The 25,278-nt window shown below is 70.6% G+C and carries 26 protein-coding genes and 1 pseudogene; 17 read left to right on the top strand and 10 right to left on the bottom strand.

The window, feature by feature from the left end:
• The first annotated feature begins 67 nt into the window (after positions 1 to 67).
• The gene (gene rpmB, locus P2L57_RS03895; protein ID WP_275808189.1) at positions 68 to 304 is read left to right on the top strand and encodes a 50S ribosomal protein L28; all 237 of its coding nucleotides are present in this window, start codon (positions 68 to 70) and stop codon (positions 302 to 304) included.
• A complete protein-coding gene (gene rpsN / locus P2L57_RS03900) occupies positions 304 to 609 on the top strand; it encodes a 30S ribosomal protein S14 (RefSeq protein WP_275808192.1) in 306 nt (101 codons plus the stop codon). Before rpmB ends, rpsN begins: the two co-directional genes overlap by 1 nt.
• Before the next feature lie 458 nt (positions 610 to 1,067).
• On the opposite strand, the gene P2L57_RS03905 is transcribed toward rpsN, so the two are convergent.
• The gene (locus P2L57_RS03905) at positions 1,068 to 2,696 is read right to left on the bottom strand and encodes an FAD-dependent oxidoreductase (RefSeq protein ID WP_275808194.1); all 1,629 of its coding nucleotides are present in this window, start codon (positions 2,694 to 2,696) and stop codon (positions 1,068 to 1,070) included.
• Positions 2,697 to 3,063: 367 nt separating this feature from the next.
• Here P2L57_RS03905 and P2L57_RS03910 point away from each other — a divergent pair, with 367 nt between their 5' ends.
• The 7 genes from P2L57_RS03910 to P2L57_RS03940 all read left to right on the top strand — a co-directional run bounded on the left by P2L57_RS03910 (position 3,064) and on the right by P2L57_RS03940 (position 8,430).
• Positions 3,064 to 4,218, top strand: a complete 1,155-nt coding sequence (locus P2L57_RS03910; protein WP_275808196.1) for a SchA/CurD-like domain-containing protein — start codon at positions 3,064 to 3,066, stop codon at positions 4,216 to 4,218.
• Between the two features lie 71 nt (positions 4,219 to 4,289).
• The gene (locus P2L57_RS03915; RefSeq protein WP_275808199.1) at positions 4,290 to 4,703 is read left to right on the top strand and encodes a cupin domain-containing protein; all 414 of its coding nucleotides are present in this window, start codon (positions 4,290 to 4,292) and stop codon (positions 4,701 to 4,703) included.
• Positions 4,700 to 5,968: a beta-ketoacyl-[acyl-carrier-protein] synthase family protein gene (locus tag P2L57_RS03920; RefSeq protein WP_275808202.1), complete on the top strand. Its 1,269-nt coding sequence runs from the start codon at positions 4,700 to 4,702 to the stop codon at positions 5,966 to 5,968. Before P2L57_RS03915 ends, P2L57_RS03920 begins: the two co-directional genes overlap by 4 nt.
• On the top strand, positions 5,965 to 7,209 hold the full coding sequence (locus tag P2L57_RS03925; protein ID WP_275808205.1) for a ketosynthase chain-length factor: 1,245 nt from the start codon (positions 5,965 to 5,967) through the stop codon (positions 7,207 to 7,209). Before P2L57_RS03920 ends, P2L57_RS03925 begins: the two co-directional genes overlap by 4 nt.
• A 42-nt stretch (positions 7,210 to 7,251) precedes the next feature.
• A complete protein-coding gene (locus tag P2L57_RS03930; protein ID WP_275808208.1) occupies positions 7,252 to 7,503 on the top strand; it encodes an acyl carrier protein in 252 nt (83 codons plus the stop codon).
• Positions 7,504 to 7,505: 2 nt separating this feature from the next.
• The gene (locus P2L57_RS03935; RefSeq protein WP_275808212.1) at positions 7,506 to 7,997 is read left to right on the top strand and encodes an SRPBCC family protein; all 492 of its coding nucleotides are present in this window, start codon (positions 7,506 to 7,508) and stop codon (positions 7,995 to 7,997) included.
• Between the two features lie 100 nt (positions 7,998 to 8,097).
• Positions 8,098 to 8,430 (top strand): TcmI family type II polyketide cyclase, encoded by a 333-nt coding sequence (locus tag P2L57_RS03940; RefSeq protein WP_275808215.1) that lies wholly within the window; start codon positions 8,098 to 8,100, stop codon positions 8,428 to 8,430.
• A gap of 2 nt (positions 8,431 to 8,432) precedes the next feature.
• Here the strand turns inward: P2L57_RS03940 and P2L57_RS03945 are convergent, their stop codons facing one another.
• The 3 genes from P2L57_RS03945 to P2L57_RS03955 all read right to left on the bottom strand — a co-directional run bounded on the left by P2L57_RS03945 (position 8,433) and on the right by P2L57_RS03955 (position 11,773).
• Positions 8,433 to 9,464: a methyltransferase gene (locus tag P2L57_RS03945; RefSeq protein ID WP_275808218.1), complete on the bottom strand. Its 1,032-nt coding sequence runs from the start codon at positions 9,462 to 9,464 to the stop codon at positions 8,433 to 8,435.
• A gap of 30 nt (positions 9,465 to 9,494) precedes the next feature.
• On the bottom strand, positions 9,495 to 10,553 hold the full coding sequence (locus P2L57_RS03950; protein ID WP_275808221.1) for a right-handed parallel beta-helix repeat-containing protein: 1,059 nt from the start codon (positions 10,551 to 10,553) through the stop codon (positions 9,495 to 9,497).
• A gap of 431 nt (positions 10,554 to 10,984) precedes the next feature.
• Positions 10,985 to 11,773 (bottom strand): VOC family protein, encoded by a 789-nt coding sequence (locus P2L57_RS03955; protein ID WP_275808224.1) that lies wholly within the window; start codon positions 11,771 to 11,773, stop codon positions 10,985 to 10,987.
• Between the two features lie 328 nt (positions 11,774 to 12,101).
• Here P2L57_RS03955 and gnd point away from each other — a divergent pair, with 328 nt between their 5' ends.
• Positions 12,102 to 13,541, top strand: coding sequence for an NADP-dependent phosphogluconate dehydrogenase (gnd, locus tag P2L57_RS03960; protein ID WP_275808227.1), 1,440 nt, complete (start codon positions 12,102 to 12,104; stop codon positions 13,539 to 13,541).
• A 30-nt stretch (positions 13,542 to 13,571) separates the two neighbouring features.
• Here gnd and P2L57_RS03965 read toward each other — a convergent pair whose 3' ends face one another.
• Positions 13,572 to 14,783 carry a PucR family transcriptional regulator gene (locus P2L57_RS03965; protein WP_275808230.1) on the bottom strand — a complete coding sequence of 404 codons (1,212 nt, stop codon included), beginning with the start codon at positions 14,781 to 14,783 and terminating at the stop codon, positions 13,572 to 13,574.
• Positions 14,784 to 14,923: 140 nt separating this feature from the next.
• On the opposite strand from P2L57_RS03965, the gene P2L57_RS03970 reads away from it, so the two are divergent.
• The 3 genes from P2L57_RS03970 to P2L57_RS03980 all read left to right on the top strand — a co-directional run bounded on the left by P2L57_RS03970 (position 14,924) and on the right by P2L57_RS03980 (position 18,446).
• On the top strand, positions 14,924 to 16,111 hold the full coding sequence (locus P2L57_RS03970) for a lactate 2-monooxygenase (RefSeq protein ID WP_275808232.1): 1,188 nt from the start codon (positions 14,924 to 14,926) through the stop codon (positions 16,109 to 16,111).
• Positions 16,112 to 16,121: 10 nt separating this feature from the next.
• Complete coding sequence (locus tag P2L57_RS03975; protein WP_275808235.1) at positions 16,122 to 17,108, top strand: 2-hydroxyacid dehydrogenase; 987 nt, start codon at positions 16,122 to 16,124, stop codon at positions 17,106 to 17,108.
• 165 nt (positions 17,109 to 17,273) lie between these two features.
• Positions 17,274 to 18,446 (top strand): permease, encoded by a 1,173-nt coding sequence (locus P2L57_RS03980; protein WP_275808238.1) that lies wholly within the window; start codon positions 17,274 to 17,276, stop codon positions 18,444 to 18,446.
• 93 nt (positions 18,447 to 18,539) lie between these two features.
• Here the strand turns inward: P2L57_RS03980 and P2L57_RS03985 are convergent, their stop codons facing one another.
• The 3 genes and pseudogenes from P2L57_RS03985 to P2L57_RS03995 form a co-directional block, all read right to left on the bottom strand.
• Positions 18,540 to 18,827 (bottom strand): hypothetical protein, encoded by a 288-nt coding sequence (locus P2L57_RS03985; RefSeq protein ID WP_275808241.1) that lies wholly within the window; start codon positions 18,825 to 18,827, stop codon positions 18,540 to 18,542.
• A gap of 33 nt (positions 18,828 to 18,860) precedes the next feature.
• A pseudogene (locus P2L57_RS03990) lies at positions 18,861 to 20,066 on the bottom strand (globin domain-containing protein).
• Positions 20,067 to 20,166: 100 nt separating this feature from the next.
• On the bottom strand, positions 20,167 to 20,613 hold the full coding sequence (locus P2L57_RS03995) for an RrF2 family transcriptional regulator (RefSeq protein ID WP_275808244.1): 447 nt from the start codon (positions 20,611 to 20,613) through the stop codon (positions 20,167 to 20,169).
• Positions 20,614 to 20,795: 182 nt separating this feature from the next.
• Between P2L57_RS03995 and P2L57_RS04000 the strand changes: the two genes are divergently transcribed.
• The 4 genes from P2L57_RS04000 (at position 20,796) to P2L57_RS04015 (ending at position 23,594) form a co-directional block, all read left to right on the top strand.
• Positions 20,796 to 21,668 carry a polysaccharide deacetylase family protein gene (locus tag P2L57_RS04000; RefSeq protein WP_275808247.1) on the top strand — a complete coding sequence of 291 codons (873 nt, stop codon included), beginning with the start codon at positions 20,796 to 20,798 and terminating at the stop codon, positions 21,666 to 21,668.
• A gap of 20 nt (positions 21,669 to 21,688) precedes the next feature.
• A complete protein-coding gene (locus P2L57_RS04005) occupies positions 21,689 to 22,504 on the top strand; it encodes a uracil-DNA glycosylase (RefSeq protein WP_275808250.1) in 816 nt (271 codons plus the stop codon).
• Positions 22,505 to 22,583: 79 nt separating this feature from the next.
• Positions 22,584 to 22,871, top strand: coding sequence for a hypothetical protein (locus P2L57_RS04010; RefSeq protein WP_275808253.1), 288 nt, complete (start codon positions 22,584 to 22,586; stop codon positions 22,869 to 22,871).
• Positions 22,872 to 22,934: 63 nt separating this feature from the next.
• Positions 22,935 to 23,594, top strand: a complete 660-nt coding sequence (locus P2L57_RS04015; RefSeq protein WP_275808257.1) for a PhzF family phenazine biosynthesis protein — start codon at positions 22,935 to 22,937, stop codon at positions 23,592 to 23,594.
• A 65-nt stretch (positions 23,595 to 23,659) separates the two neighbouring features.
• Here P2L57_RS04015 and P2L57_RS04020 read toward each other — a convergent pair whose 3' ends face one another.
• Together P2L57_RS04020 and P2L57_RS04025 are read right to left on the bottom strand one after the other, a co-directional pair.
• Positions 23,660 to 24,052, bottom strand: coding sequence for a CBS domain-containing protein (locus tag P2L57_RS04020; RefSeq protein ID WP_275809176.1), 393 nt, complete (start codon positions 24,050 to 24,052; stop codon positions 23,660 to 23,662).
• Between the two features lie 217 nt (positions 24,053 to 24,269).
• Positions 24,270 to 25,271 carry a proline racemase family protein gene (locus P2L57_RS04025; protein WP_275808260.1) on the bottom strand — a complete coding sequence of 334 codons (1,002 nt, stop codon included), beginning with the start codon at positions 25,269 to 25,271 and terminating at the stop codon, positions 24,270 to 24,272.
• Positions 25,272 to 25,278: the final 7 nt, after the last annotated feature.

The following is a 25,278-nucleotide window of genomic DNA, read 5'->3' on the forward strand; positions in this document are numbered from 1 at the left end:
TTGGTTTTCATTTTCGTCTAGCTGCTACGGTGGTCTGCCAAGCGCGACTCACCACCGAAGGGACCGTATGTCCGCCCACTGCCAACTCACCGGCCGTCAGCCCGGATTCGGGCACCACATCTCGCACTCGCACCGGCGCACCAAGCGTCGCTTCGACCCCAACATCCAGCGCAAGCGGTACTGGCTGCCCAGCGAAGGACGCCATGTGCGTCTCACGCTGAGCGCCAAGGGGGTCAAGACCGTCGACGTCATCGGCATCGAGGCCGCCGTGGCCCGTATCCGAGCCAGGGGAGGGAAGGTCTGATGGCCAAGAAGAGCAAGATCGCCAAGAACGAACAGCGGCGCGCGATCGTCGCCCGGTACGCCGAGCGGCGCGCCCAGCTCAAGGCGGTCATCGCCGATCCGCGCGCCTCCGACGAGGAACGCACCGCGGCCCAGCAGGAGTTGCGCCGCCAGCCGCGCGACGCCAGTGCCACCCGGGTCCGCAACCGCGACTCGGTCGACGGCCGCCCGCGCGGCCACTTCCGTGCCTTCGGCCTCTCGCGGATCCGACTGCGGGAGATGGCCCATGCGGGCGAGTTGCCGGGCGTGACCAAGAGCAGCTGGTAGGCGGGCTGGACCGCCCCGGCCGGGCGCCTCCGCCCCAACGACCTCCCGCGCCTCCGTCGAGTTGCGGGCCCCCGTACCGCGACGACGCTGAACGGAGGGGAACGGGGGCGAGGGACGCCGGCGGCCGGGGCGAGCGTCCTTCGTGGCTCTCGCCGCTCTGGCTCGGCCTGATCGGCGGCGGCCCGACGTTCCTCGGTACCCTGACCGGTCCGCACCTGGTCGACGACACGCTGTCCATCGCCTTCCTGGCCCTTGTCGCGGGCTCGATCCTGTACCTGGTCATCGAGCTACCGGCGGTCGCCCGCAAGGCCGCCCTCAAGTCGCTGACCACCTGGTGCATCCTGCTGGGCCCGCTCACGGGCTTCGCCATCGACGCCGTCGTCACCGCGGACGGCGCCTGACGATCCGTCGACGCGAATCCGGCCCGGCCCCTGCCGTCCTCGGCGGCCCGGGCCCGGTCAGCCTCTGCGCAGGACGGATTCCAGGACCTCGGTGAGCGCCGCCTCCGGCTCGGCGCTGAAGCCGGCCGTCCGCCAGGCCACGAATCCGTCCGGGCGCACCAGCACGGCACCGTCGGATGAGGTGCCGTGCACCTGTGCCCAGTCGGCGCCCGGTTCGCACACCAGGTCGTGGTCGGCGTCCGGCCCGACCCGGTAGCACTCCAGCGGCAGCCCCAACCGGTCGCCGACCCGCCGCCCCGCGTCGTACCACGTGCGGCCACCGGTACCGCAGAGCAGGACGAAGGCAGCCTCGTACAGATCGAGCGAGGACAGCCGCACACCGTCCCGGCGCAGCCACATGTGGGGTGCCCGGCTGCCCGGTTCGGCGCTGAGCTCCAACTGCTCGGGCACGATCGGCGCGGCCGGATCCGTACCGACGACCGCACCCTCGGTGTAGCGGTAGCCCAGCGCCGTCGCCAGGACGCCGCGTTGCCTGCCGGTGGGCGGTGCGGCGTCGTACCCCGGGTGCCGGTGCTCGGTGGAGCGGGCGGAGGCGCGCTCGCTCGTCGCCCGCGCCACCGGTTGCCGTTCCGACCCGTACGTCTCCAGCAGCCCCGGCCCCGCCCAGCCGTTCAGGACGGCGGCGAGCTTCCAGGCCAGGTTGTGCGCGTCCTGGATGCCGGTGTTCGAACCGAACGCGCCGGTGGGCGACATCTCGTGTGCGGAGTCCCCGGCCAGGAAGACCCGCCCGGTCCCATAGCTGCGCGCCACCCGCTCAGCGGCGTGCCAGGGCGCCTTGCCGGTGATCTCCACCTCCATGTCCGGTACGCCCGTCGCCTGGCGGATGTGCTCGGCGCACCGCTCGTCGCTGAAGCTCTCCAACTCCTCGCCGCGCTCGGGGTGCCACGGGATGTGGAAGACCCACTGCTCCCGGTTGTCCACCGGCAGCAGCGTCCCGTCGGCCTCCGGGTTCCGCAGATAGCAGGCGATGAACCGCCGGTCGCCCACCGCGTCCGCCAACCGCTTGGCCCGGAACGTGACGCTGACGTTGTGGAAGAGGTCGCCGCGCCCGGTCTGGCCGATGCCCAGCCGCTCGCGGACCGGGCTGCGCGGGCCGTCGGCGGCGACGAGGTACTGGGCGCGCACCGTGCGGCACTCGTCGGTGCCCCTGCGGCACACCACGGCGGTGATCCCGTCACCGTCCTGCTCGAAGGAGCGCAACTCCGTCGAGAAGCGAAGGTCGCCGCCGAGCTCGCGGGCGCACTGCACCAGCACCGGCTCAAGGTCGTTCTGACTGCACAGGCACCAGCTCGTCGGGCTGAACAGGGACAGCCGACCGCCTGGGTCCACTTCCTTGAACAGCCACTCCTGCTCGGTTCCGGTCAGCGTCTCGGCCTGCAGGATGCCGTGGTTGTCCGCCAGTGCCGACGCGGCCACATGAATCTGCGGCTCCACACCGGCCACGCGGAAGAGCTCCATCGTGCGCACGTTGTTGCCGCGGCCCCGCGGATGCCGCGAGGTGCCCGGATGCTTCTCCACCAGCATGTGCTCGATGCCCAGGCGCCCCAGGAACAGCGAGGCGGACAGACCCACCAGGGACCCGCCGGTGATCAGCACCGGTACGTGGTCGTCGATCTTCGCGTTCATCAATGGCTCCAGCCGTTACGGGGATTCACAAGTGCGAGAGCGGTTCTGCCGACCACGGCGGCTGCGGGGCCCGCGTCATCGATCCTTGCCCCCGCACCGGTATTCCGCCCGGCCATGTCACCCGAACGGCCTATACGCGTTGCGGCATCCGTGGTATCCCATCACCATCGATTCACGGGCCTGATTCCCGAAATCCGGAAAGATATCCGGGGGAGCGGGTCCGGTGTTCCGGGGAAATTCCGTGGAGCGCCGTGGAGCGATAAGTGCGGCCCGCTGGAAAAGCTTATCCGGCTTAGGCGTGTTTGGCATCCAGTCTGGCCCGAGGCCCGTTGACGCCGAGTCCCCTGCCCGCGAAGGAGCGGTGAAGATGACGGTGCTGTCCAAAGCTGAAGAGCCCGGATCCAAGGTCGACGCGCTTGAATTCGCGCCCGGTGACTCCAAGTTGCGGGTAATTCTCGTGCTGCACATCAAAGAGGGTGCGGAAAAGCGCTTCATGGAAGTCTACGAGAAGCTCAACAGACAGGTGGTGAAAGTTCCGGGGCACATCAGCGGCCAGCTGTGCCAGTCGATCCAGAACCCTTCCGAGTGGATCATCACCAGTGAATGGGAGAGCCCTGCTCCCTACTTCGCCTGGGTGAACAGCGCCGAGCACGTACGCATGGTGGAGCCGATGCACGAGTGCGTGCACAACACCCAGTCGCTGCGCTACGGCGTCCTGCGGGAGAGCCGGCCGGATGCCGCCGCACCCGCCGACGGCGCACGCAGGGCGGAGCGCAACGGGGGCCGCCGCGCGGCGCAGGCCGGCGACAACGTGGTCCGACATGCCGTCACCTTCACCGTCAAGCCCGGCAGCGAGCGGGCCGCCGCGAAGATCCTGGCCGAGTACACCTCACCCGAGGCCGAGGTCGACGCGATCACCCGGCTGCACCGCACCTCCCTGTTCATGCAGGGCAATCGGGTGGTCCGGGCGATCGAGGTGATCGGTGACCTCGGCGCCGCGCTGCGCCATGTCGCCGGCCAGCCGGGGGTCAAGGCGGCCGAGGAAGCGCTGAACCCGCATCTGGAGGAGGCCCGCGACCTCGACGACCCCAAGGCCGCGCGCGAGTTCTTCATGCGGGCCGGGCTGCCCGCGGTGCACCAGCTGACGGTCGGTGACGTCACCGCGCCGGGCGTTCGGCGGCGCGCCTTCAACTACCGCGCCCGTCCCGGCTGCGGGGCCGCGGTGGCTCTGCTGCTGGCCCGCCAGGACCAGCTGGCCGCGGCCCGGCATCCGACCCCGCTGGTGAGCAGCACCATCTTCCAGCGAGATGACATCGTTATCCGGGTCGTCGATCTGCGGTCGCCGAGCGAACCGGACCCCACGGTCGTCCTCGGCATCGACGGACCGCGCGCCCCCGCCGTACTCAGCCGACTGGTCGACCTCGGTGAGAAGGACGACCTGACCAGCGAAGCAGGGATCAAACGCTTCCTCGCCGACTGCGACATGGACCTGGTCACCGACCGCCGGGCGCAAGAGGCCTGACGCCTGCCGCCTGACGCGACTCAGCGGCCAGGCACAGCCCACACGACGCCATGACGCCTTCGGAGAGCCCCATGCCCACACAGACCGCACGCATCGTGCACATCGACGAGACCAAGCCCAACCGCCGACGCGGTGGCGACCTGCGCACCCTGCTCACCCCCACCACCGTGGGCGCCACGAGCGGGTTCATGGGACTCGCCATCATCCGGCCAGGCGAGCGCATCGCGGAGCACTACCACCCGTACTCCGAGGAGTTCGTCTACGTCGTCCACGGCCAGGTCGAAGTCGACCTGGACGGGGAGCCGCATCCGCTGGGGCCCGACCACGCGCTGCTGATCCCGACTCATGTGCGCCACCGGTTCCGCAACGTCGGGGACACCGAGGTCCGGATGGTCTTCCACCTCGGGCCGCTGGCCCCCCGCCCGGAGCTGGGGCATGTGGACACCGAGGACGGGCCGCCCGACCCGGCGAAGGCGGTGTCATGATGCGACGCGTAGCCGTCACCGGAGTCGGCGTGGTCGCGCCCGGCGGAGTGGGGGTGCCCGCGTTCTGGGACACGCTCACCGCCGGACGCACCGCGACCCGGGGAATCTCCCTTTTCGACCCCGAGGGATTCCGCTCGCGGATCGCCGCCGAGTGCGACTTCGACCCGCTGGAGTGCGGTCTCGGCGCCGACCAGGTGGTGCGTGCCGACCGGTACGTGCAGTTCGCGCTGGTGGCCGCGGCGGAGGCGGTGCGCGACTCCGGCCTCGACCTGGAGGCCGAGAACCCCTGGCGGATCGGGGTGTCGCTGGGCTCGGCCGTGGGCGGCACCACCCGGCTTGAGCACGACTACGTCCAGGTCAGTGCCTCCGGGACGCGCTGGGACGTCGACCACCGGCAGGCGGAACCGCATCTGCAGCGCGCGTTCTCGCCCAGTGCGCTCGCCTCAGAGGTGGCCGAGCAGACCGGTGCCCGCGGCCCCGCCCAGACGGTCTCCACCGGGTGCACCTCCGGCCTCGACGCGGTCGGCTACGCCTTCCACGCCATCGAGGAGGGCAACGCCGACATCTTCGTCGCCGGTGCCGCGGACTCGCCCATCTCACCCATCACGGTGGCGTGTTTCGACGCGATCAGAGCGACGTCTCCCAACAACGACGATCCCGCGCACGCCTCGCGGCCCTTCGACGCCCGCCGGGACGGATTCGTCATGGGCGAGGGCGGTGCGGTGCTGGTGCTGGAGGAGACGGAGCACGCGCGGCGCCGCGGAGCACGGATCTACTGCGAGGTCGGCGGCTTCGCCACGTTCGGCAACGCCTACCACATGACCGGTCTGACCCGGGAGGGCCTGGAGATGTCCCGGGCCATCGACTGCGCACTGGAGCACGCGCGCGTGCACAGCTCCGATGTGGACTACGTCAACGCCCATGGTTCGGGCACCAAGCAGAACGACCGGCACGAGACGGCGGCGGTGAAGCGGTCGCTGGGGGAGCACGCCTACTCGACACCGATGAGCTCGATCAAGTCCATGGTGGGGCACTCGCTCGGCGCGATAGGGGCGATAGAGGTGGCGGCCTGCACCCTCGCCCTGGCCAACGGCGTGGTGCCGCCGACGGCGAACTACGAGACCCCCGACCCCGAGTGCGACCTGGACTATGTACCGCGTACCGCGCGCGACATGCCGTTGCGGACCGTGCTGTCGGTCGGTAGCGGATTCGGCGGATTCCAGTCCGCCGTCGTCCTCAACCGCAGGGAGAGGCGGGCACGATGAGTCAGCGCAAGAGTCGCCGGGTGGTCCTGACGGGCATCGGTGTCATAGCCCCCAACGGGGTGGGCACCCGCGCGTTCTGGAAGGCGTCGAAGGAAGGGATGAGCGTCCTGGACGCGGTGTCCCGCGACGGATGCGAGAGCTATCCGCTCCGGGTCGCGGGCGAGGTCCGCGGCTTCGACCCGAAGGACGCGATAGAAGGTCAGTACCTGGTGCAGACCGACCGCTTCACGCACTTCGCGATGGCCGCGGCCGACCTGGCGAAGGGCGACGCGCGACTCGACACGGCCGACCTCCCGCCCTTCTCGGTGGGGGTCGCCACCGCTTCCGGTTCCGGCGGTGGTGAGTTCGGCCAGCGTGAACTGCAGCAGCTGTGGGGCCAGGGGCCGAAGTACGTCGGCCCGTACCAGTCCATCGCCTGGTTCTACGCGGCCAGCACCGGCCAGATCTCGATCCGCGGCGACCACAAGGGGCCCTGCGGAGTGCTGGCCAACGACGAGGCCGGCGGCCTGGACGCGATCGCCCACGCCTGCCGGAACATCCGGCGCGGTGCCGACGCGATCATCGTGGGCGCCGCCGAGGCCCCACTGGCGCCGTACTCGATCGTCTGCCAGCTCGGGTATCCGGAACTCAGCCGGGCGAGCGTTCCCGAGCGCGCCTACCTGCCGTTCACCGCGGACGCCTGCGGATTCGTGCCCGCGGAGGGCGGCGCGATGCTGGTGGTCGAGGACGCGGGCGCGGCCCGTCGGCGCGGTGCCACGGCCAGGGCGGTCATCTGTGGTCACGCGGCCACCTTCACCGGGGCGTCCGCCTGGGAGCGGTCGCGGGACGGGTTGGTGCACGCCATCCGCGGGGCACTGGACCAGGCGCGGTGCGCACCCGAGGAGATCGATGTGGTGTTCGCCGACGCCCTCGGGGTGCCCAGCGCGGACCGTGCCGAGGCGCTGGCCATCAACGAGGCCCTGGGCGGCCACGCCGCCGACGTGCCGGTGACCGCGCCGAAGACCGGTATCGGCCGGGCGTACTGCGGGGCCCCGGTACTGGATGTGGCCACCGCGGTACTCGCCATGGAGCACGGCCTCGTACCGCCCACCCCCAACGTCGTCGAGGCCGTCCATGACATCGACCTGGTCACCGGCCTCGCGCGCCCCGCGCAGGTGCGCACCGCGCTGGTGCTCAGCCGCGGACTCATGGGGTGCAATGCCGCGCTCGTGCTGCGGCACGGCGCCGACGAGCCGTCATGACCGCACCGCCGTCAGCAGAACCGGAAGGGAAGGAGAGTACTGGTGAGTGATCGACTGACGTTCGGCGAACTGGCCTCGCTGATGCAGACCAGCGCCGGAATCACTGTGGACGCCACGGAGTTGGAGAGCCACCCGGACTCTCCGTTCGCCGAGTTCGGCCTTGACTCTCTCGGCCTGCTCGGCATCGCGGAGAAGCTGGAACACCGCTTCGGCCAGCCCGTCGAGGCGGAGACCTGCAAGACCCCCGCCGAGTTGCTCGACCTCGTCAACTCGGCACTGACCGCAGGAGCGTGAACATGTCCGGACACACCGAGAACGAGATCACCGTCGCGGCTCCGTTCGACCTCGTCTGGGACATCACCAACGACCTGGAGAACTGGCCCCGATTGTTCAGCGAATACCGGCACGTCGAAGTGCTCGGCCGGGAAGGCGACAAGACGACCTTCCGGCTGACCATGCACCCCGACGACAACGGCCAGGTCTGGAGCTGGGTCTCCGAGCGGGAGACCCACCGTGCCGCGCGTACCGTGCGGGCGCGCCGGGTGGAGCCCGGACCGTTCGAGTTCATGGACATCCGGTGGCACTACGAGGAGACCCCGGACGGCGGCACGAAGATGCGCTGGATCCAGGACTTCGCCATGAAGCCGACCGCCCCGGTCGACGACGCCGCGATGACGGACCACCTCAACCGCAACACGCGGATCCAGATGGACCTCATCCGGGAGAAGATCGAGCGCCGGGCCCGGGTACGGACCGGGCCGCACCCGCGAGCCGCGGTGCCGAACTAGTGGTGACTCCCGGCGCACCCCGGCCGGGCGCACCCCGGCCGGGGTGCGCCGGGAGGGCCGTCGCACGCCCGAAGGATCTGACGAGGAGAGGACACCGCCCATGCACCGCGCTCTGATCGTCGCCCGGATGAAACCCGGCGCGGCCCCCGGAATCGCCGAGGTCTTCGCCGACTCCGACCGAGGCGAGCTGCCGCGTCTGATAGGCGTCAGCGGCCGCAGCCTGTTCCAGTTCGGCGATGTGTACCTGCACCTGATCGAGGCCGACGAGCCGCCCGGCCCCCGGGTGGCCAGCCTGACCGGCCACCCGGAGTTCCGTACCGTCAGCGAGCGGCTCGCCGCCTACGTCCAGGCCTACGATCCGCAGACCTGGCGGGAACCGAAGGACGCCATGGCCCACGAGTTCTACCGCTGGGACCGCGGCGGCACGGCCTGACCTCAGACGGGCACGGTGGCGTCGAAGGCGTGCAGATAGGCGTTGACCGGCCGGATCTCGCCGAGCTCCAGACCGGCCTCCTTCATCAGCTTGACCATGCTCCCCTTGGAGTGTTTCGCGCCCCCCACGTTGAGCAGCAGCAGCAGGTCCATGGCGGTGGTGAACCGCATGGAGGGGCTGTCGTCGACCAGGTTCTCGATGACGATCACCCTGGCGCCAGGACGAGCCGCGGTCATCACGTTCCGCAGGGTCATCCGGGTGCTCTGGTCGTCCCACTCCAGCATGTTCTTGATGATGTACAGATCGGCCTGGACCGGGACCTCGTCACGGCAGTCGCCAGGCAGTAGCTGGGCCCGCTCGGCCAGCGCGCCGCCGGGCCGCAGCCGTGGATCGGCGTTCGCCACCACCTTGGGCAGATCGAGCAGCGTGCCGCGTACGGTGGGATCCTTCTCCAGCAGGCTGGCGATGACATGCCCCTGCCCGCCGCCGATGTCCACGACGGTCGACACCCCGGTGAGATCGACGAACGCCGCGAGGTCTTCGGCGGACTGCTTGCTCGACTGCGTCATGGCTTTGCTGAAGACATCGGCCGATGCCCCCGCGCCGTCGTGCAGGTAGTCGAAGAACTCCTTGCCGAAGACATCGGGAAAGACCTTCTTGCCCGAGCGTACGGCTTCGTCCAGCCGCGGCCAGACCTCCCAGGTCCACGGCTCGGTGCACCACAGCGAGATGTAGCGCAGGCTGTTCGGCGCGTCCTCGCGCAGCAGCCGGGACATCTCGGTGTGCACCCACTGGTCGTTGCCGGTCTCGGCGAAGATCTCGTAGCAGGACAGGGTGCGCAGCAGCCGGCGCAGCGGTCGTGCCTCGGTTTTCAGCGCCGCGGCCAGTTCCGCGGTGCTGGCCGGGGCGTCCTGCAGGGTGTCCGCGATGCGCAGTTGCGCCGCCGCGCGTACGGCAGCCGCACACGCGGCGCCGAACACAAGCTCCCGAAGCCGCATACCCGCGGGCGGTGAGGTGGATCGTGCGGTGGTCATGAAGCCGCCTTCCCAGTCGTGGAGCCGCGGTCAGCACGAGCCGGTTGGCTCGGAGACACGGCAGGAGTTCCTGGCGAAGGTGTTGTCCTCGCCCACATCCCGGTTGGCCAGGTCCGCCGGGTTGTTGTCGCGCACCGTGTTGTCACGGATGGTGATGTGGGAGTTCGGTGCCCCGAAATGACTGCGGTACAGGACGATCCCGCCGGACATGGGCGAACGGCCGCTGTTGCCGCGTACCAGGTTGTGCGTCACCAGGGTCTGCTCCGCGCCGGTGACCAGGATTCCCACACCCTGGAACTTCGGCAGGTGGGCGGACTTGGGGCAGAGCTTGTTGTTCTCCTCCACCCTGTTGCGGCGGATGGTGATGGCTCCCGCGCGCGGGACGTTCTCGTCGCCCACGACGAAGACGCCACCGCAGTTCCCGGTGATGGTGTTGTGCTTGATCACCAGGTTCCTGGCCCGCCGGATCACCACACCGTAGTGGTTGCCCTGCAGGTAGTTGCCGCCGATCACCGCGCCCTGGGTGTCGATGGCACCGCCCTCCCTGCCGATGACGTTCGCCAGCAGGATGCCCGACTCACCGTTGTTCCTGATGACGTTGTGCCGGAACTCCCCGCGCGTGGACAGCTGTTGGCTGATGCCCTGCTGGCCGTTGTTCTCGACCCGTACGTCGCGGACGCTCATCTGGTCGGTCCAGGAGGCCGAGATGCCGTCCTTCGTGAAGCCGGAGACGGTCAGGGACTGGATCCGCACACCGGCGAGCGGCTTGTTCCCGGTGCCGGTGACGCAGATGCCGTGACCGGCCTTCGCGCAGGCGTTCTCGGGCCTGGTGGTTCCCGGGGTGAGCACGGTTTCGGGGCCCACACCGCGAAGGGTCAGCCCGGGGACGGTGACCTCGATGCTCTCCCGGTACGTGCCGGGGAGGAGGTACAGGGTCTCCCCGGGGCTGGCGTGTTCGACCGCCTGTTGGATCGACTCGCCCGGGTGGACGATGTGCCGATTCGCCGCGGCGGCGGGAGGGGCGGCTGTCCAGCCGCTGACGAGGACCGTGGCGAGTGGCACGAGGTACTGGGCTCTTCGCTTGCGCATGGGACGGTGTCTGCCTTCCTGGATGCCGCGGCGGAGCACCGGGGGTGCTCCGCGCCCGGGCGGGGAGGGAACGTTGCGGGGCGCAGGGCGCACAACGCAGCGGGTCGGACGGCCCTGCCGAATCGAAGCTATGAGTGCCCGTCAGCCCCCGCCACTTGTGCGCCCCCGTCTGGCGCACGAAGATCCCGACCGCTGCTCCGCCCGGGCTACCCGGCGGCCGAGCGTGCGACGCGGGCAGGGTGCCGTATCCCGCTGTCGCCGTCCGCGCGGCGGCGCGGCACGGCGGCGAACCAAGCGCATGGCCCCGGTACCAGTGGCAGTTCTCCCCCTCACGGTCCCGCCCAGGGTGCTGGTGATCGGGAGACCCCCAAGCCCCCTGCCGCGCCACCGCGGCGCGGCCGAAGTCCCTCCCGATCACCTGGCGGAAACGGCTAGCCAGCGGCGGCGCTGGTGATCACGGAGAACGGGGCGCCGAAGGGGTCGGTGAGCGCGGCCATGCGTCCGACGCCCGCCAGGTCCGCGGGCGGTGCGACGACCTGGCCGCCCTTCTCCTTGGCGACGGCGACCGCGGCGTCGCAGTCGGCCACCTCGAAGTACGGCCGCCAGCCCGGCTTCCAGCCGGACTCGCGCAGCTCGTCGTTCACTCCCATGATTCCGCCCTGACCGGCGTCCTCGCCGCCGCCGGCCGGAACGACGACGGTGTACGTGAAACCTTCCATCGGCATGTCCTGGGTCTGCCAGCCGAAGACCGAGCGGTAGAAGGTCTTCGCCGTGTCGGGGGCAGCGGTGTGCAACTCGGTCCAACACAGGGTGTTCGGGTCGTTGACCGCCTCCAGCCCCTGGTTCTCGATGGGCTGCCAGACGGCGAACTCGGCGCCGGTGGGGTCGGTGAAGCCAGCCATCCGGCCCTCGGTGAAGACGTCCATCGGCGCGAAGCGCACGGTGCCGCCCGCCTGCTCCACCGACTTGGCGGTGGCGTCCGCGTCGGGGGTGTGGAAGTAGAGGGTCCAGGCCGGAGCTGCGCCCTCCTGCATGAGGGGTCCGACGGCCGCGACCGTCTTCCCGTCGAGCGTGAACATTCCGTAGCCGCCGGCGTCGGGCCCCGCGGACTGGAACTGCCAGCCGAACAAGGCGCCGTAGAACGCGACCGAGGCGTCCACATCGGGGCTGCCAAGGTCGACCCAGTTGGGGGATCCGGGCACGTGCGAGGTGCTGAGCATGACGGTCTTCCTTCGACGTTTTCCCTGGTGGGACCGCCCGCCGACCAGCTCGTCCGGGCGGCTTCCCTTGGACACACTCAGCATGGCAGGGGGCACTGACAATCGCCCCGCGCAGCGCCCCCGGCCGGGCCGGCCGGCGCTGCGACGCCACCGCGCGCGAACCGTGCGGCTGCCACATGGTGGGGTGGAGGGCTGTCCGCTCGGTGGGGTCCTTCGGGGGCCGCGGCCACCCCTGACACAGGGCGTGGCCACCCCTAAACACCAGGCAATGTCCAGACGTTCTCCATCAACGACAGCTACACTACGCGCTGACTTGAAGGAGCGTCAGATGACTGCCAAAGCGCAGATCGGGGTGACCGGGCTCGCGGTCATGGGCCGCAACCTCGCTCGTAACTTCGCCCGCAACGGCTACACCGTCGCCGTCCACAACCGCACCCCCGCCCGAACCCGAGCGCTGATCGAGGAATTCGGTCACGAGGGCAGCTTCGTACCCGCGGAGAGCCCCGAGGAGTTCGTGGCCTCGCTGGAGCGGCCGCGGCGGCTACTGGTGATGGTCAAGGCGGGAGAGCCCACCGACGAGGTCATCAGGGAGTTCGCGCCGCTGCTCGAAGACGGCGACATGATCATCGACGGCGGAAACGCCCACTTCGCGGACACCCGCCGTCGCGAGGCCGCGTTGCGTGAACACGGCATCCACTTCGTCGGCACCGGGGTGTCGGGCGGTGAGGAGGGCGCGCTGCACGGCCCCTCGATCATGCCCGGCGGCTCGGTGGAGTCATATCGGACGCTCGGCCCGATGCTGGAGAAGATCAGCGCCAAGGTCGACGGCGCCCCGTGCTGCACGCATATCGGAGCCGACGGCGCCGGGCACTTCGTGAAGATGGTGCACAACGGCATCGAATACGCCGACATGCAGCTGATCGCCGAAGCGTACGACCTGCTGCGCGGTGTGGCGGGCATGACGCCGGCGCGGATCGCCGAGACCTTCCGCCGGTGGAACACCGGCCGCCTGGACTCGTATCTGATCGAGATCACCGCGGACATCCTCACCCACACCGATGCCGCCACCGGCAAGCCCTTCGTCGACGTCGTCGAAGACCAGGCCGAGCAGAAGGGCACCGGCCGGTGGACCGTGCAGATCGCGCTCGACCTGGGCGTACCGGTCCCGGGCATCGCGGAGGCCGTCTTCGCCCGCTCGCTGTCCGGGCACACCCACCTGCGGGCCGCCGCCCGGTCGCTGCCCGGTCCGCGGGGCAACACGCTCGACCCCAAGAGCGCGGAGCGCTTCGCCGACCAGGTCGAGCACGCCCTGTACGCCTCGAAGATCGTCTCCTACGCACAGGGCTGGAACATGATCCAGGCCGGTAGCGCCGAATACGGCTGGGACATCGACCTCGGCGCCGTCGCGGCGATCTGGCGCGGCGGATGCATCATCCGGGCCGCCTTCCTCGACCGGATCCGCGCCGCGTACGACGCCGACCGGACACTGCCGACGCTGCTGGCGGACGCGCAGTTCGCCAAGGAGATCGGCGAGGCGCAGAGCGCCTGGCGCACCGTGGTGGCGGCCGCGGGTGAACACGGCATCCCGGCCCCCGGGTTCTCCGCGGCGCTCTCGTACTACGACGCGCTGCGCGCCGAGCGGCTGCCCGCCGCCCTCACCCAGGCGCAGCGTGACTACTTCGGTGCGCACACCTACCGGCGTGTCGACCGCAAGGGCACCTTCCACACCCGCTGGGCCGACGAGGACCGGAGCGAAGCAGAGGTGTGACCCCCGCCCGAGCAGCGGACCGGCCAACCGTCAAAGGCCCAGCGGACTGGGGCGGTTGGCCAGCGTCCGCGCGATGTCGAGGGTCAGGCGCTGCCACGGCTGCCGCGGATCGCGCCCGGTGAGCTGCCCGACGCGGCGCAGGCGGTAGCGCATGGACTGCGGATGCAGATGGAGTCCGCGGGCCGCGGCGGTGGCGGAGCCGGTGTCCAGATAGGCGCCGAGAGCCGCCAGCAGGTGCCGTTGGCCGGGCTCGGTGAGCGGGCCCAGTACCACGCGGGCGATCTGGTCCGTCGTGGCGGCGGCGCGGCCCGCGAGCAGACTCAGCACATGGGCGTCGGCGTCGGTGAGCATCCGCTCCGGCTGATGGGCATGGGCGGGCGCGGTGTCCAGGGCGTCGGCGGCCAACCGGTACGCGGCGGCGATGCGATCGAGGCTCTCCCGGGTGATGGCGCACCCGCGCCACTCGCGGGCGTGCAGCGCCGCCGCCGCTCCGGCGGCCGCCGCCACGGGAAGCAGCAGGACGACGCGCGGACTCCGGGTGGTGGCCAGGATCGTCGCACCACCCTCGGCGGGTGCCAGGCAGTCCAGTAGCTCGGCCGCGGTCGCCTCGGCGACGGAGTGCGCGGAGGCGTCCGTGAAGGTGTCGGGTCTGCACGGCTCGGCCAGCAACAGGCAGTATGGATCGGGCAGTTGTACCCCCAGCCGGGTGGTGCGGTCGGTGATCGCACCGGTCGAGGCGTGCCGTCCGGCGATCAGGTCGTCGAGCAGATCGCGCAGCGCGCGAGCGCGGTCGCTGGCCAGGTACTCGGCGGTGGCGGCGTAGGCGGTGGCCATCACCTCGGAGAGGGTGTCCAGCGTGGTCAGCAGCAGTCGGGTGAGGGCGAAGATGTCATCGCCGTCCACCTGTCCGCCGGTTCGCCCGGCGATCAGCTCGGTGACCTTGGTCAGCGCCACCCGGTAGGCCCGCAGCACGGCCTGCACCGGACGGCCGTCGGCGGCGCGGGCCGCCGCGATGCCGCGCAGTCGACGCAGATCCGCGGCGTCCAGCGCGCCGTCGGTGGTCCACAGGTACAGCACGCGGTTCAACGCCCTGCCGGTGATGGCTCTGACCTCCGCCATCCGGCTGTCGTCGAGCGCGGCGTAGGCGGGCACCTGCTCGCCCACCGCGTCGATGACGGCCTCGATCGTCCGGGGATCGCCGACGAGCTCCCGCCGGATCCGCTCCCGCTCGCGATGCGTCATCCGCAGCCCCTTCCGACTTTGTCACACCGTGATAGTCCTGGCGGTGCCAAGTGCGCAGCGCCATGGACTGGCATTGTCACTCTGACGAGGATCAGGCGTGCAGGGCAGTACCGGACCCCGGCGAGAGGCAGGGCGTATCGATGAGTGGCAGCACGGATCCGGCCAGGGAGTGGGCGGCGTTCCAGTACGAGATCTATCTGAACGGCATGACGGGCGCGGTGCCCCGGCTGCCCACCGATCTGACCCGGCTGGAGGAGGTCGCCGAACAGCGGCTGGGCCCAGGACCGGTCGGCTACGTGGCGGGCAGCGCGGGCAGCGGCCGTACGGCGGAGGCCAACCGAAAGGCCCTGGACCGCTGGCAGATCGTGCCGCGCATGCTGCGCGACGTACAACGCCGTGATCTCTCGGTCGAGTTGCTGGGTGCCCGGCTGCCGGCACCGCTCGCCCTGGCCCCGGTGGGGGTGCTGTCGATCATGCATCCGGACGCCGAACCCGCCGCCGCCAGGGCCGCCGCGGCGCAGGGCGTCCCCTTCGTCCTGTCCTCCGCCTCCAGCACGCCGATGGAGGAGGTCGCCGAGGCGATGGGCGAGGCGGAGCGCTGGTTCCAGCTGTACTGGCCCAAGGACCGCGAGGTCACCAAGAGCCTGCTGGGCCGGGCCAAGGCCGCCGGATACACCGCGCTGTTCGTCACCCTTGACACCTGGCTGCTGGCCTGGCGGCCGCGTGACCTGGACCAGGCGTACCTGCCGTTCCTGCACGGTGTCGGCACCGCCAACTACTTCACCGACCCCGCGTTCCAGGCGGGGCTGGCCAAGCCGGTGCACGAGGACCGGGACGCCGCCGTACTGCACTTCGTGCGGATGTTCGCCGACCCGGCGAAGACCTGGGACGATCTGGCCTTTCTCCGCGAGCACTGGGACGGGCCGATCGTGCTCAAGGGGATCCTGCACCCCGACGACGCCCGCCGCGCCGCCGACGCGGGGATGGACGGCATCGTCGTCTCCAACCACGGCGGCCGCCAGGTCAACGGTTCGATCGGCGCCGCCGACGCGCTGCCCGGTGTGGTCCGGGCGGTCGGCGACCGGCTGACCGTCCTGTTCGACAGCGGCATCCGCACCGGCGACGACATCTTCAAGGCCCTCGCGCTCGGCGCCCGTGGCGTGCTGCTCGGTCGGCCCTACGCGTACGGGCTCGGCCTGGACGGCCAGCCCGGCGTGGAACACGTCATCCGCTCGGTGCTGGCCGAGTTCGACCTCACGCTGGCGCTGTCCGGACACACCGCGCCAGGACAGCTGACCCCCGACGCCCTCACCCGCGCCAACGCCTAGGAGCCCTCCGTTGTCGAACGAGCAGAACACCCTGCGACATGTGCTCGCCGTCGTCTCCCCGCACGTCGGCGGCCGAGCCGCCGGAACCGCGCTTGCCGCCGTCTTCGCCGACCGGGCCCAGGTCACCGCCGTCGAGGCAGCCGACGAGGACCCGAACGCCCTGCGCCAGGCCCAGGTCATCATCACCGGTCTGGGCCCGGTGACCGCGGAGCACATCGCCGCCGCGCCCGACCTGCGGCTGATCCAGTGCGCCAGCCACGGCTACGACTACGTCGATCTGGCCGCCGCCGCAGACCGGGGCATCCCGGTGTGCACCATCGGCTCCAGCGGCGCGGAGCAGCAGAACGTCGCCGAGCAGACCTTCGCCCTGATGCTCGCCCTGGCCAAGCAGCTCATCCCCGCCCACACCGCCCTCGTCGAGGCGGACTGGGCACTGCCGCGGCTGCAGCAGTCCATCACCGAGCTGTCCGGCAAGACCCTGGGCGTCATCGGCTTCGGCCGCATCGGCCAGGAAGTCGCCCGCCGCGCCGCCGCCTTCGAGATGCACCTGCTCTACACTGACCGGTCGGCCGGATCGCCGGAGGCGGAGCGCCAACTCGGTGCGCGCCGGGTGGAGTTGGACGAACTGCTGCGCGCCTCGGACTACGTCTCCCTGCACGCCCCGCTGACCGAGGAGACCCGGCACCTGCTCAACGCGGAGCGGCTGCGCCTGCTCAAACCCACCGCGTTCGTCATCAACACCGCCCGCGGCGCCCTGATCGACCAGGACGCGCTGGCCGACGCGCTGGAGGCGGGAGCGCTCGCCGGAGCGGGCATCGATGTCTTCGACCCCGAACCGCCCACCGCCGCACTGCGGTTGCTCCGCGCGCCGAGGGTGGTCCTGTCGCCGCATGTCGCCGGAGTGACCAGGGAGACGCTGGTCCGTATCGGGCTGGCCGCGGTGCGGAACGTCGCCGACTACCTGGACGGCAAGGAGCCGCGCGACGTCATCCGGTAGCCCGGCGGCTCGCCGTCGCAACGGATCGAACCTCTCCGCCGCGACGGCGAGCATCCACGCGGGCCCGGAACGGGACAGCCCGCGAACGCCGTTGGAGCCCGCCATCCCGGCGACGTGCCCGCGCGCCTTCCGCTCGGGCGTCGATGAGTGATACCGCATAGGGGTATGCCCGCCATCCTGCACGCGCTGTCCATCACCGGCTCGATGACCTGGGAGATCACCTGGGCGCTGATTCTGGGCTTCACCCTGTCGGCCATCGTGCAGGCCGTGGTGCGCAAGTCCACGATCGTGCGGCTGCTGGGTGACGACCGCCCCCGCACCCTCGCCCGCGCGGCAGGCCTCGGCATGGCCTCGTCCTCCTGCTCCTACGCGGCGGTCGCGCTCGCCCGCTCGCTGTTCCGCAAGGGTGCGAACTTCACCGCCGCGATGGCCTTCGAGATCGCCTCCACCAACCTCGTCGTCGAACTCGGGGTGATCCTGGCCCTGTTGATGGGCTGGCAGTTCACCGCGGCGGAGTTCATCGGCGGTCCCGTCATGATCGTCATGCTGGCGGTGCTGTTCCGGCTGCTGCTGCGGGACCCGCTGCTGCGCGGCGCCCGGGTACAGGCGGAACGCGGCCTGGCGGGTGCCATGGAGGGCCATGCGGCGATGGACATGTCGGTACGGCGCCCGGGGCCGTTCGCTCAGCGGCTGTTGTCCCGGGAGGGCTTCACCTCGACCTCGCACGTCTTCGTCATGGAATGGGCCGCGATCCTCAAGGACCTGGTGATCGGGCTGCTGATCGCGGGGGCGGTCGCCGCCTGGGTCCCGGACGGGTTCTGGCGCGGGTTCTTCTTCGCGGGGCATCCCCTCGCCGCCAAGCTGTGGGGGCCGCTGATCGGCCCGTTGGTGGCGGTCGTCTCGTTCGTGTGCTCCATCGGCAACGTGCCGCTGGCCGTGGTCCTGTGGAAGGGCGGGATCAGCTTCGGCGGCGTGGTCGCGTTCATCTTCGCCGATCTGCTGATCATCCCGATCCTGAACATCTACCGGAAGTACTACGGCGCGAAGACGGCGCTGTTCCTGCTGGCCACCTTCTACGTCTCGATGGTGGTCGCCGGGTACTGCGTCGAGTTCCTCTTCGACGGCCTCGGCATCGTCCCCGAGCAGGCCAGAGCCCGGATTCCGGCGGAAGGCGTCTCCTGGAACTACACGACCTGGCTCAACATCGTCTTCCTCGTCCTGGCGGGTGTGCTGCTGGTGCGCTTCGCGCGTACCGGTGGGATCGCCATGCTGCGGATGATGGGCGGCTCACCAGCCGGGCCGGAGCCGAGGGGCGAGCACGGCCACAGCGCCCGGTAGGCCGCTGCGCGGCCCGAACAGCGCTGAGCGACGGCGAGTTGGGCGCCGTGCGCCGGTGGCGAGGCGGCGGCAGGCGCCGCCGGTGCGACGGTTTCACACGATGGCGCGCTCCGGCATGAGCGCCTCTTCGTCGTCGATTTCCAAGGTGCAGTGGGGGATGGCGCAGCCGAACCGCGCCTGATGCACATGGATGCGGAACGGCAGGGGCGGATCCTCGGGCAGCTCGCCGGTGACCAAAGTGGTGCCGGAGCCGCGCACCCGCTGCAAGAAGACCTCTTTGCCGTCGACGAGCAGCTCGATCTCACTGGTCGGCGCGGACCGGACGGTCACCGTGATCGAATGGCCGAGGCGGTCGACGTGGAAATGGTGAGGACGCGCCATGACGCACCTCCGTTGTGCCGTGCACCCTCCAGCTTAGGACCGCTTCGCCCGGTTTTCCGGCTGGCCGATCCACAGATCGGGGCCGAAGACCTCGTAGTGGATGTCGGCCGCGCGGACTCCGAGTCCGAGGAGTTGGGAGCGTGCGGCGCGCATGAAGGGGAGCGGTCCGCACAGATAGGCGGTGGTGTGCGGCGGAACAGGGACGGTGGCAAGGTCGATCAGGCCGGTGCGGTCGGCGGGCCAGGGGCCCTCGGGGTGCTCGTACCACACATGGGCGGTGGCGTTGGGCAGCTTGGCCACGAGCTGGTCGAGCTCGGTCCGGAAGGCGTGGCTGCGTTGGCTGCGGTCGGCGTGGATGGCGATGACCTGGCGCCGTGCGCCGGTGGCGGCGAGCTGGGTGAGCATGGCGTTCATCGGCGTGCAGCCGATCCCGGCGGAGGCCAGCAGTACGGGGGTGTCGCGGTCGTCCAGGGTGATGTCGCCGAACGGGGCGCTCAGGCGCAGGGTGTCACCGTCGTGGACGTGGTGGTGCAGATGGTGGGAGACGACGCCGTCGGGTTCGCCGTCGATCCTCTTCACGGTGAACTGCAGCGCGTCGGCGCGACCACCGGACAGGCTGTACTGGCGTATCTGCCGGGAACCGTCGGGCAGTTGCACCTGGACGGAGACGTACTGCCCCGGCCGGGACGGTGGTGGTGAGCCGTCCGCCGGATGGACCAGGAAGCTGACGACCTCCCCGGTCTCCTGGAATCTGGCCAGCACCCGGTAGTCCCGCCAGGTGTCCCCGTCCGGCGCCCCGGCCTGCGCGTACAGCCGCTCCTCGATGGCGATGAGGGCGTTGGCCATCAGCCAGTAGACCTCCTCTCAGGCAGCGGCGACCTCATCGGTCACCGCCTCTCCCAGCACATCGGCGATGGCCGCGAACAGGTGCGTACGCACGATCTCGTACTGGTCGCGGGTGATGCCGAGCGAGGCGTGCTTGTGGGCGATGCGGGTGAGCATCGTGTCCGGCCGTACGTCGGGGTGCTCGATGAGCGCGGAGGCGAACGCGGCGACGGAGCCCGCCAGGGCCTGCCGCTGGGCGCCGTTGGCCTGGTTGCCGCGGTTGAACAGATCGCGCTCCAGCTCAGGATGTGCCGCGAAGAGCTTGGTGTAGAACACGGCGGCGATCTCGTCGATGGCCGCGCCCACCGCGGGAAGGGTGGCGCGGATCGTCCTGGTCGACTTCTCCGACAGCATCAAGGGCCTCCAAACGAGTATGTCAGATTCGTATTTTCGGGCGAGTGGAACCTGTCGTCGGGTATGGAACGGGACTGGACCGGTGTGGCGCCCGGTCGGCTCAGCCGCCGCCGGTTCGCAGCGGCAGCCCCACCAGGACCGGTCCGGTGGGGGAGGCGACCAGGTCCTCGACGGTGATCGGGTCGAGCGTGGTGTAGAAGGCGTCCTGTGCGGCGCGTAGCGCGGTGCGCAGTCGGCAGGCCGAGCGCAGCGGGCACGGTGGATCGTCCTCGCAGCCGACCACGTCTCCCACCCCCTCCAACTCCCGCACGAGTCGGCCGAGGGAGCTGGTCCGTCCGATGTGGGTGAGGGAGAGGCCGCCGCCCCGGCCGCGGCGGGCCTCGACGACGCCGAGGTGCTGGAGCCGGGTGACGACCTTCGCGGCGTGGGTGTACGGCACCGCCATGGCGTCGGCCACCTCGCGGGTGGTCGGCGCGGTCTGCGCGTCCGCCACGGCGAGGCGCATGGCGATGCGCAGTGCCAGGTCGGTGCTCTTGGTCAGTCGCACGACAGGAGTGTATCTAATGCGAATATGAGACTCCGGATTGGCCCCGGTAGTACGTCACCTACCGCCCGCCGCGGTACCTCCGCCGGGCAACCGGCGATCGACCGCCGCGTTCATCCAGGTCTTAGGGTTGTCCATGCCGGTCGCCGGGACGGCGGGGAATCAGAACATGCGTGGAGGAATGGATGTCGGTGAGTCGCCGCGCGGCACTTGCGGTCATGGCGGGTGGTGTCCTGGCGGGCTGCGGCACCGCGCGGAAGACGTCCGCCGACGCGTCATCGACACCGGCGGCGAGCCCCTCGGGGAGCGGCGCCGCGAGCCCGGAGCCCTCGGCGTCGGCGGCGGGTGGCCCGACGCGCGCCGAAGTGGTCGCCCGGTATGGACGTCTCGTCCCCACCCAGTGGGGGCTGGACGGCGTTCCCGGCATGGTCGCGAGGCTGCCCGCCGCACAGCAGGCGATCGTGCTGACCTTCGACGCGTGCGGCGGCCCGGGCGGCAGCGGCTACGACAGCGCACTGATCGACTTCCTACGGGCACACAAGGTACCCGCCACCTTGTTCCTCAACTCGCGCTGGATCGACGCCAATCGGGCCACGTTCGACCAACTCGCTGCGGACCCGCTGTTCGAGATCGCCAACCACGGGACCCGGCACCGCCCGCTGTCGGTCTCCGGACGCTCCGCCTACGGCATTCCCGGCACCCGTAGCGCGGCAGAGGTGTACGACGAGGTGGCGGGGAACCGGGAGAAGCTCGCCAACCTCCTCGGACGTCCACCGCGCTTCTTCCGGTCGGGCACCGCCTACTGCGACGACGTGGCCGCACGTATCGTCACCGACCTCGGCGAGCGGTTCGTCAGCTTCGACGTCAACGGAGACGGCGGAGCGACCTTCACCCCGCAGCAGGTCCACCAGGCCGTGCTCACCGCACGGCATGGATCGATCATCATCAGCCATATGAACCACCCGAAGGGCGGCACCGCTCGGGGAATGGCCGGCGCCGTACCGAGACTGCTGGAATCCGGCCACCACTTCGTACGGCTCTCCGACGCGCTGACGTAGGCGATCCCGGGAGGTGGAGCATGCGCGACGAGCAGCGGAACCGGCGGCCCGAGGCGCGCCGCCCCGGGCCCGGCGACCCGGGGTACCCGGCGCAGCGCGCGCCGCGTCTGGCGTCGCTGGCGGAGCTGGACGCCGCGGTGCCCGACTGCCGGGCGTGTCCACGTCTGGTGGAGTGGCGGGAGCAGGCCGCACGGGTCAAGCGCAGAGCCTTCCGGGACTGGGACTACTGGGCGCGGCCGGTGCCCGGATTCGGGCCGCCGGACGCGGCACTGGCCATCGTCGGGCTGGCTCCGGCCGCGCACGGCGGCAACCGTACGGGGCGGGTCTTCACCGGTGACCCTTCCGGCGACGTCCTGTACGCGGCGCTGTACGACGTGGGCCTCGCCTCGCAGCCGACCGTCACCCACCGCGGCGACGGGCTGGAGCTGTACGGGGTGCGGATCACCCTCCCGGTGCACTGCGCACCGCCGCAGAACCGCCCTACCCCCGCCGAGCGGGACACCTGCCGACCCTGGCTGGCGCGGGAGCTGGAACTGCTGCGGCCGACGCTGCGGGCCGTGGTGGTGCTCGGGGCGTTCGGCTGGCAGGCGCTGCTGCCGGTGCTCGCCGGCGCGGGCTGGCAGCTGCCCAGGCCCCGTCCGGTGTTCGGCCACGGGGCCCGGGTGCTGCTGCCGGACTCGCGTGGCGGCCCGGGACTGTATCTGCTCGGCTGCTACCACCCGAGCCAGCGCAATGTGTTCACCGGCAGACTCACCCCCGCCATGCTCCGCGAGACGCTGCGGGAGGGCGCCGAACTCGCCGGTCTGCGCCAGCCCCCGGCCGCCGACCGTCGCTGACGCCCCGTGCCGCGGGCCCGCCGCTGCCGGACGGCACGCCCGACATGCGCCGTACGCCGACCTGGCGGATGGTGAGCATATGAACCAGCATCACCACCACCATGGCTCCTCAAGGGCGCTCGACATCGACACCCGCCTGGTCACGGCCGGAGCGATGCTCACGATGTGCGGCTCACTGGTGGCGTTCGCCGGTGTGGCACTCGTCGGTGTCGCGGTGGTCAATGCCGGGCGGCGGTGGGTACGGCGGATGGAGGTGCCGCCGGGCGAACTGGCGGCGGCCAAGCTGCGCCAGGCCAAGCAGGCGTCCCTGGCGGGAATGCAGGCGTGGCAGGCGGCATCGGGCGACGGCGGTAGGTCGGCCCAGTAGCGGGACGGGCGGTCCGGTCGGCCCGCCCGGCGCCCGCGTCTCACGCCGTGCTTCAATCGCCGGATGATTGATCTTGTCGAGCTGCGCGTGTTCATCGGACCTGACGGGCGTGGCGGAAATCCGCTCGGCGTCGTGACCGACGGTGCTCAGGTCCCGGGCACCGCCGACCGGCAGCGGCTGGCCACCCAACTCGGCTTCAGCGAGACCGTGTTCATCGACGATGTCATACGTGGCGCGGTCGACATCTACACCCCCAGCGCCCAGCTGGCTTTCGCGGGGCACCCGCTGGTCGGCACCTCGTGGCTGATGCGGGAGCGCGGGCAGGCGGCTGAGGTGCTGCGTCCGGCGGCGGGGGAGGTACGGACCTGGGCGGAGGACGATTTCACCTGGATCCGCGGGCGCGCGCAATGGGCTTCCGGGCGGCGTACGCACCAGTACGCCACGGCGGCCGAGGTGGACGCGCTGCCCGCACCGCCACCGGGTACGGGATGGCTGTACGCCTGGGCCTGGCTGGACGAGGCGGCCGGACAGGTCAGGGCCCGGGCGTTTCCGCGGCGCGGGGACAACATCGTGGAGGACGAGGCGACGGGCGCCGCCGCCGTCGTCCTCACCGGCGAACTGGGCCGTCCGCTGGACATCCGGCAGGGCGCCGCCTCACAGATCCTCACCCGGGTGCATCCCGGCGGCTGGATCGACGTCGGTGGCCGCGTCGCCCGGTCCTGAGGCGGGTCACAGCAGAGACGGTGCCCGTACCGGAAGAACCGGTACGGGCACCGTCACGCCGGGGATCACCGTGCGGCGTACACCTTCTCGCAGAACTCGGCGACCTCGTGCTCCGGAAGGCTGCGCACCACGTCCGCCTCGCTGATCACGCCGACCAGCCGTTTCTGCTCCAGGACCGGAAGCCTGCGGATCTTCTGGTCCTCCATCAGGTGCAGGGCCTCGCCGATGTCCGCGTCGGCGTCGATCCAGTGCAGATGGCTGGCGAGTTCGCGGGCCTTGACGGTCGACGGGTCGCGGCCTTCCGCGACGCACTTGATCACGATGTCGCGGTCGGTGATGATTCCGGTCAGCTTGTCGTGGTCGCAGATCGGCAGCGACCCCACGTGGAGGTCACGCATCGTTCGTGCGGCCTCCTGGAGGCTCTCGTCCGCCTGGACGCACTTGGCGCCCTGATGCATGATGTCGCGGGCTTTTCCTTGGATTGCTGACTTCCGCTTCGCCACTGTGGCTCACCTCCTCGGTGAATCCCGGCCATGCCGGTAGTCCTCTGCCAGGGCGAACCCGTGCATACCGAGAAAAGTGCAGATCGCTTCCATACTGGACGCCCGGCGGGAATCACACCATTGGAAACCGCCGAACGGGTGAATCTTCCCGGCGGATGCCACCGTCCTCCCCCTACAGCACGAACCCGTATGGAAACGGATCATCGGGGTCGAGCAGGTAGTTCGCGGTGCCCGTGATCCACGCCCGGCCGGAGAACTCCGGCACCACCGCGGGCCGACCGCCGACCTCCGTTTCACCGACCAGCCGGCCGGTGAAACGGGTGCCGATGAACGACTCGTTGCTGAACTCCGTGTGCAGCGGCAGTTCGCCGCGTGCGTGCAACTGAGCCATCCGCGCCGAAGTGCCGGTACCGCACGGTGAACGGTCGAACCAGCCCGGATGGATGGCCATGGCGTTACGGGAGTGCCGGGCGTCCGATCCCGGGGCCAGGAACTGCACATGCTTGCAGCCGTTGATCAGCGGATCGACGGGGTGCACCGGGCGGCGCTGTTCGTTGACGGCCCGCATCGTCGCCAGCCCGGCGGCGAGGATCTCGTCCTTGCGCGCGCGGTCAAACGGCAACCCGAGCTGTTCCAGCTCGACGATGGCGTAGAAGTTCCCGCCGTACGCCATGTCGTAGCGGACCTCGCCCAGCGCCGGAACCTCCACCCTCGCGTCCAGCGCGAGCGCGAACGCGTCCACATTGCGCAATGTCACCCGCTCCGCGACGCCGTCCCGAACCGCCACCCGCGCCTCCACCAGGCCCGCTGGGGTGTCCAGGCGTACGACCGTCTCCGGCTCGGTCACCGTGACCATTCCGGTCTCCACCAGCACGGTGGCCACCCCGATGGTGCCGTGCCCGCACATCGGCAGGAAGCCGCTGACCTCGATGTAGAGCACACCCCAGTCCGCGTCCGGCCGGGTCGGCGGCTGCAGGATCGCACCGCTCATCGCCGCATGCCCGCGCGGCTCGTCGACCAGGAACCGGCGCAGCCCGTCCAGCCGGTCGACGGCGTACCGGCGCCGCTCGGCCATCGTCCCTCCGGGAACCGGCCCCACTCCACCGGTGACCACCCGGGTGGGCATGCCCTCGGTGTGCGAGTCGACCGCGCTGATCGTACGGACAGAACGCATCCGTGGG

It is taken from the genome of Streptantibioticus ferralitis, from assembly GCF_029223525.1.
Classification (GTDB): domain Bacteria; phylum Actinomycetota; class Actinomycetes; order Streptomycetales; family Streptomycetaceae; genus Streptantibioticus_A; species Streptantibioticus_A ferralitis.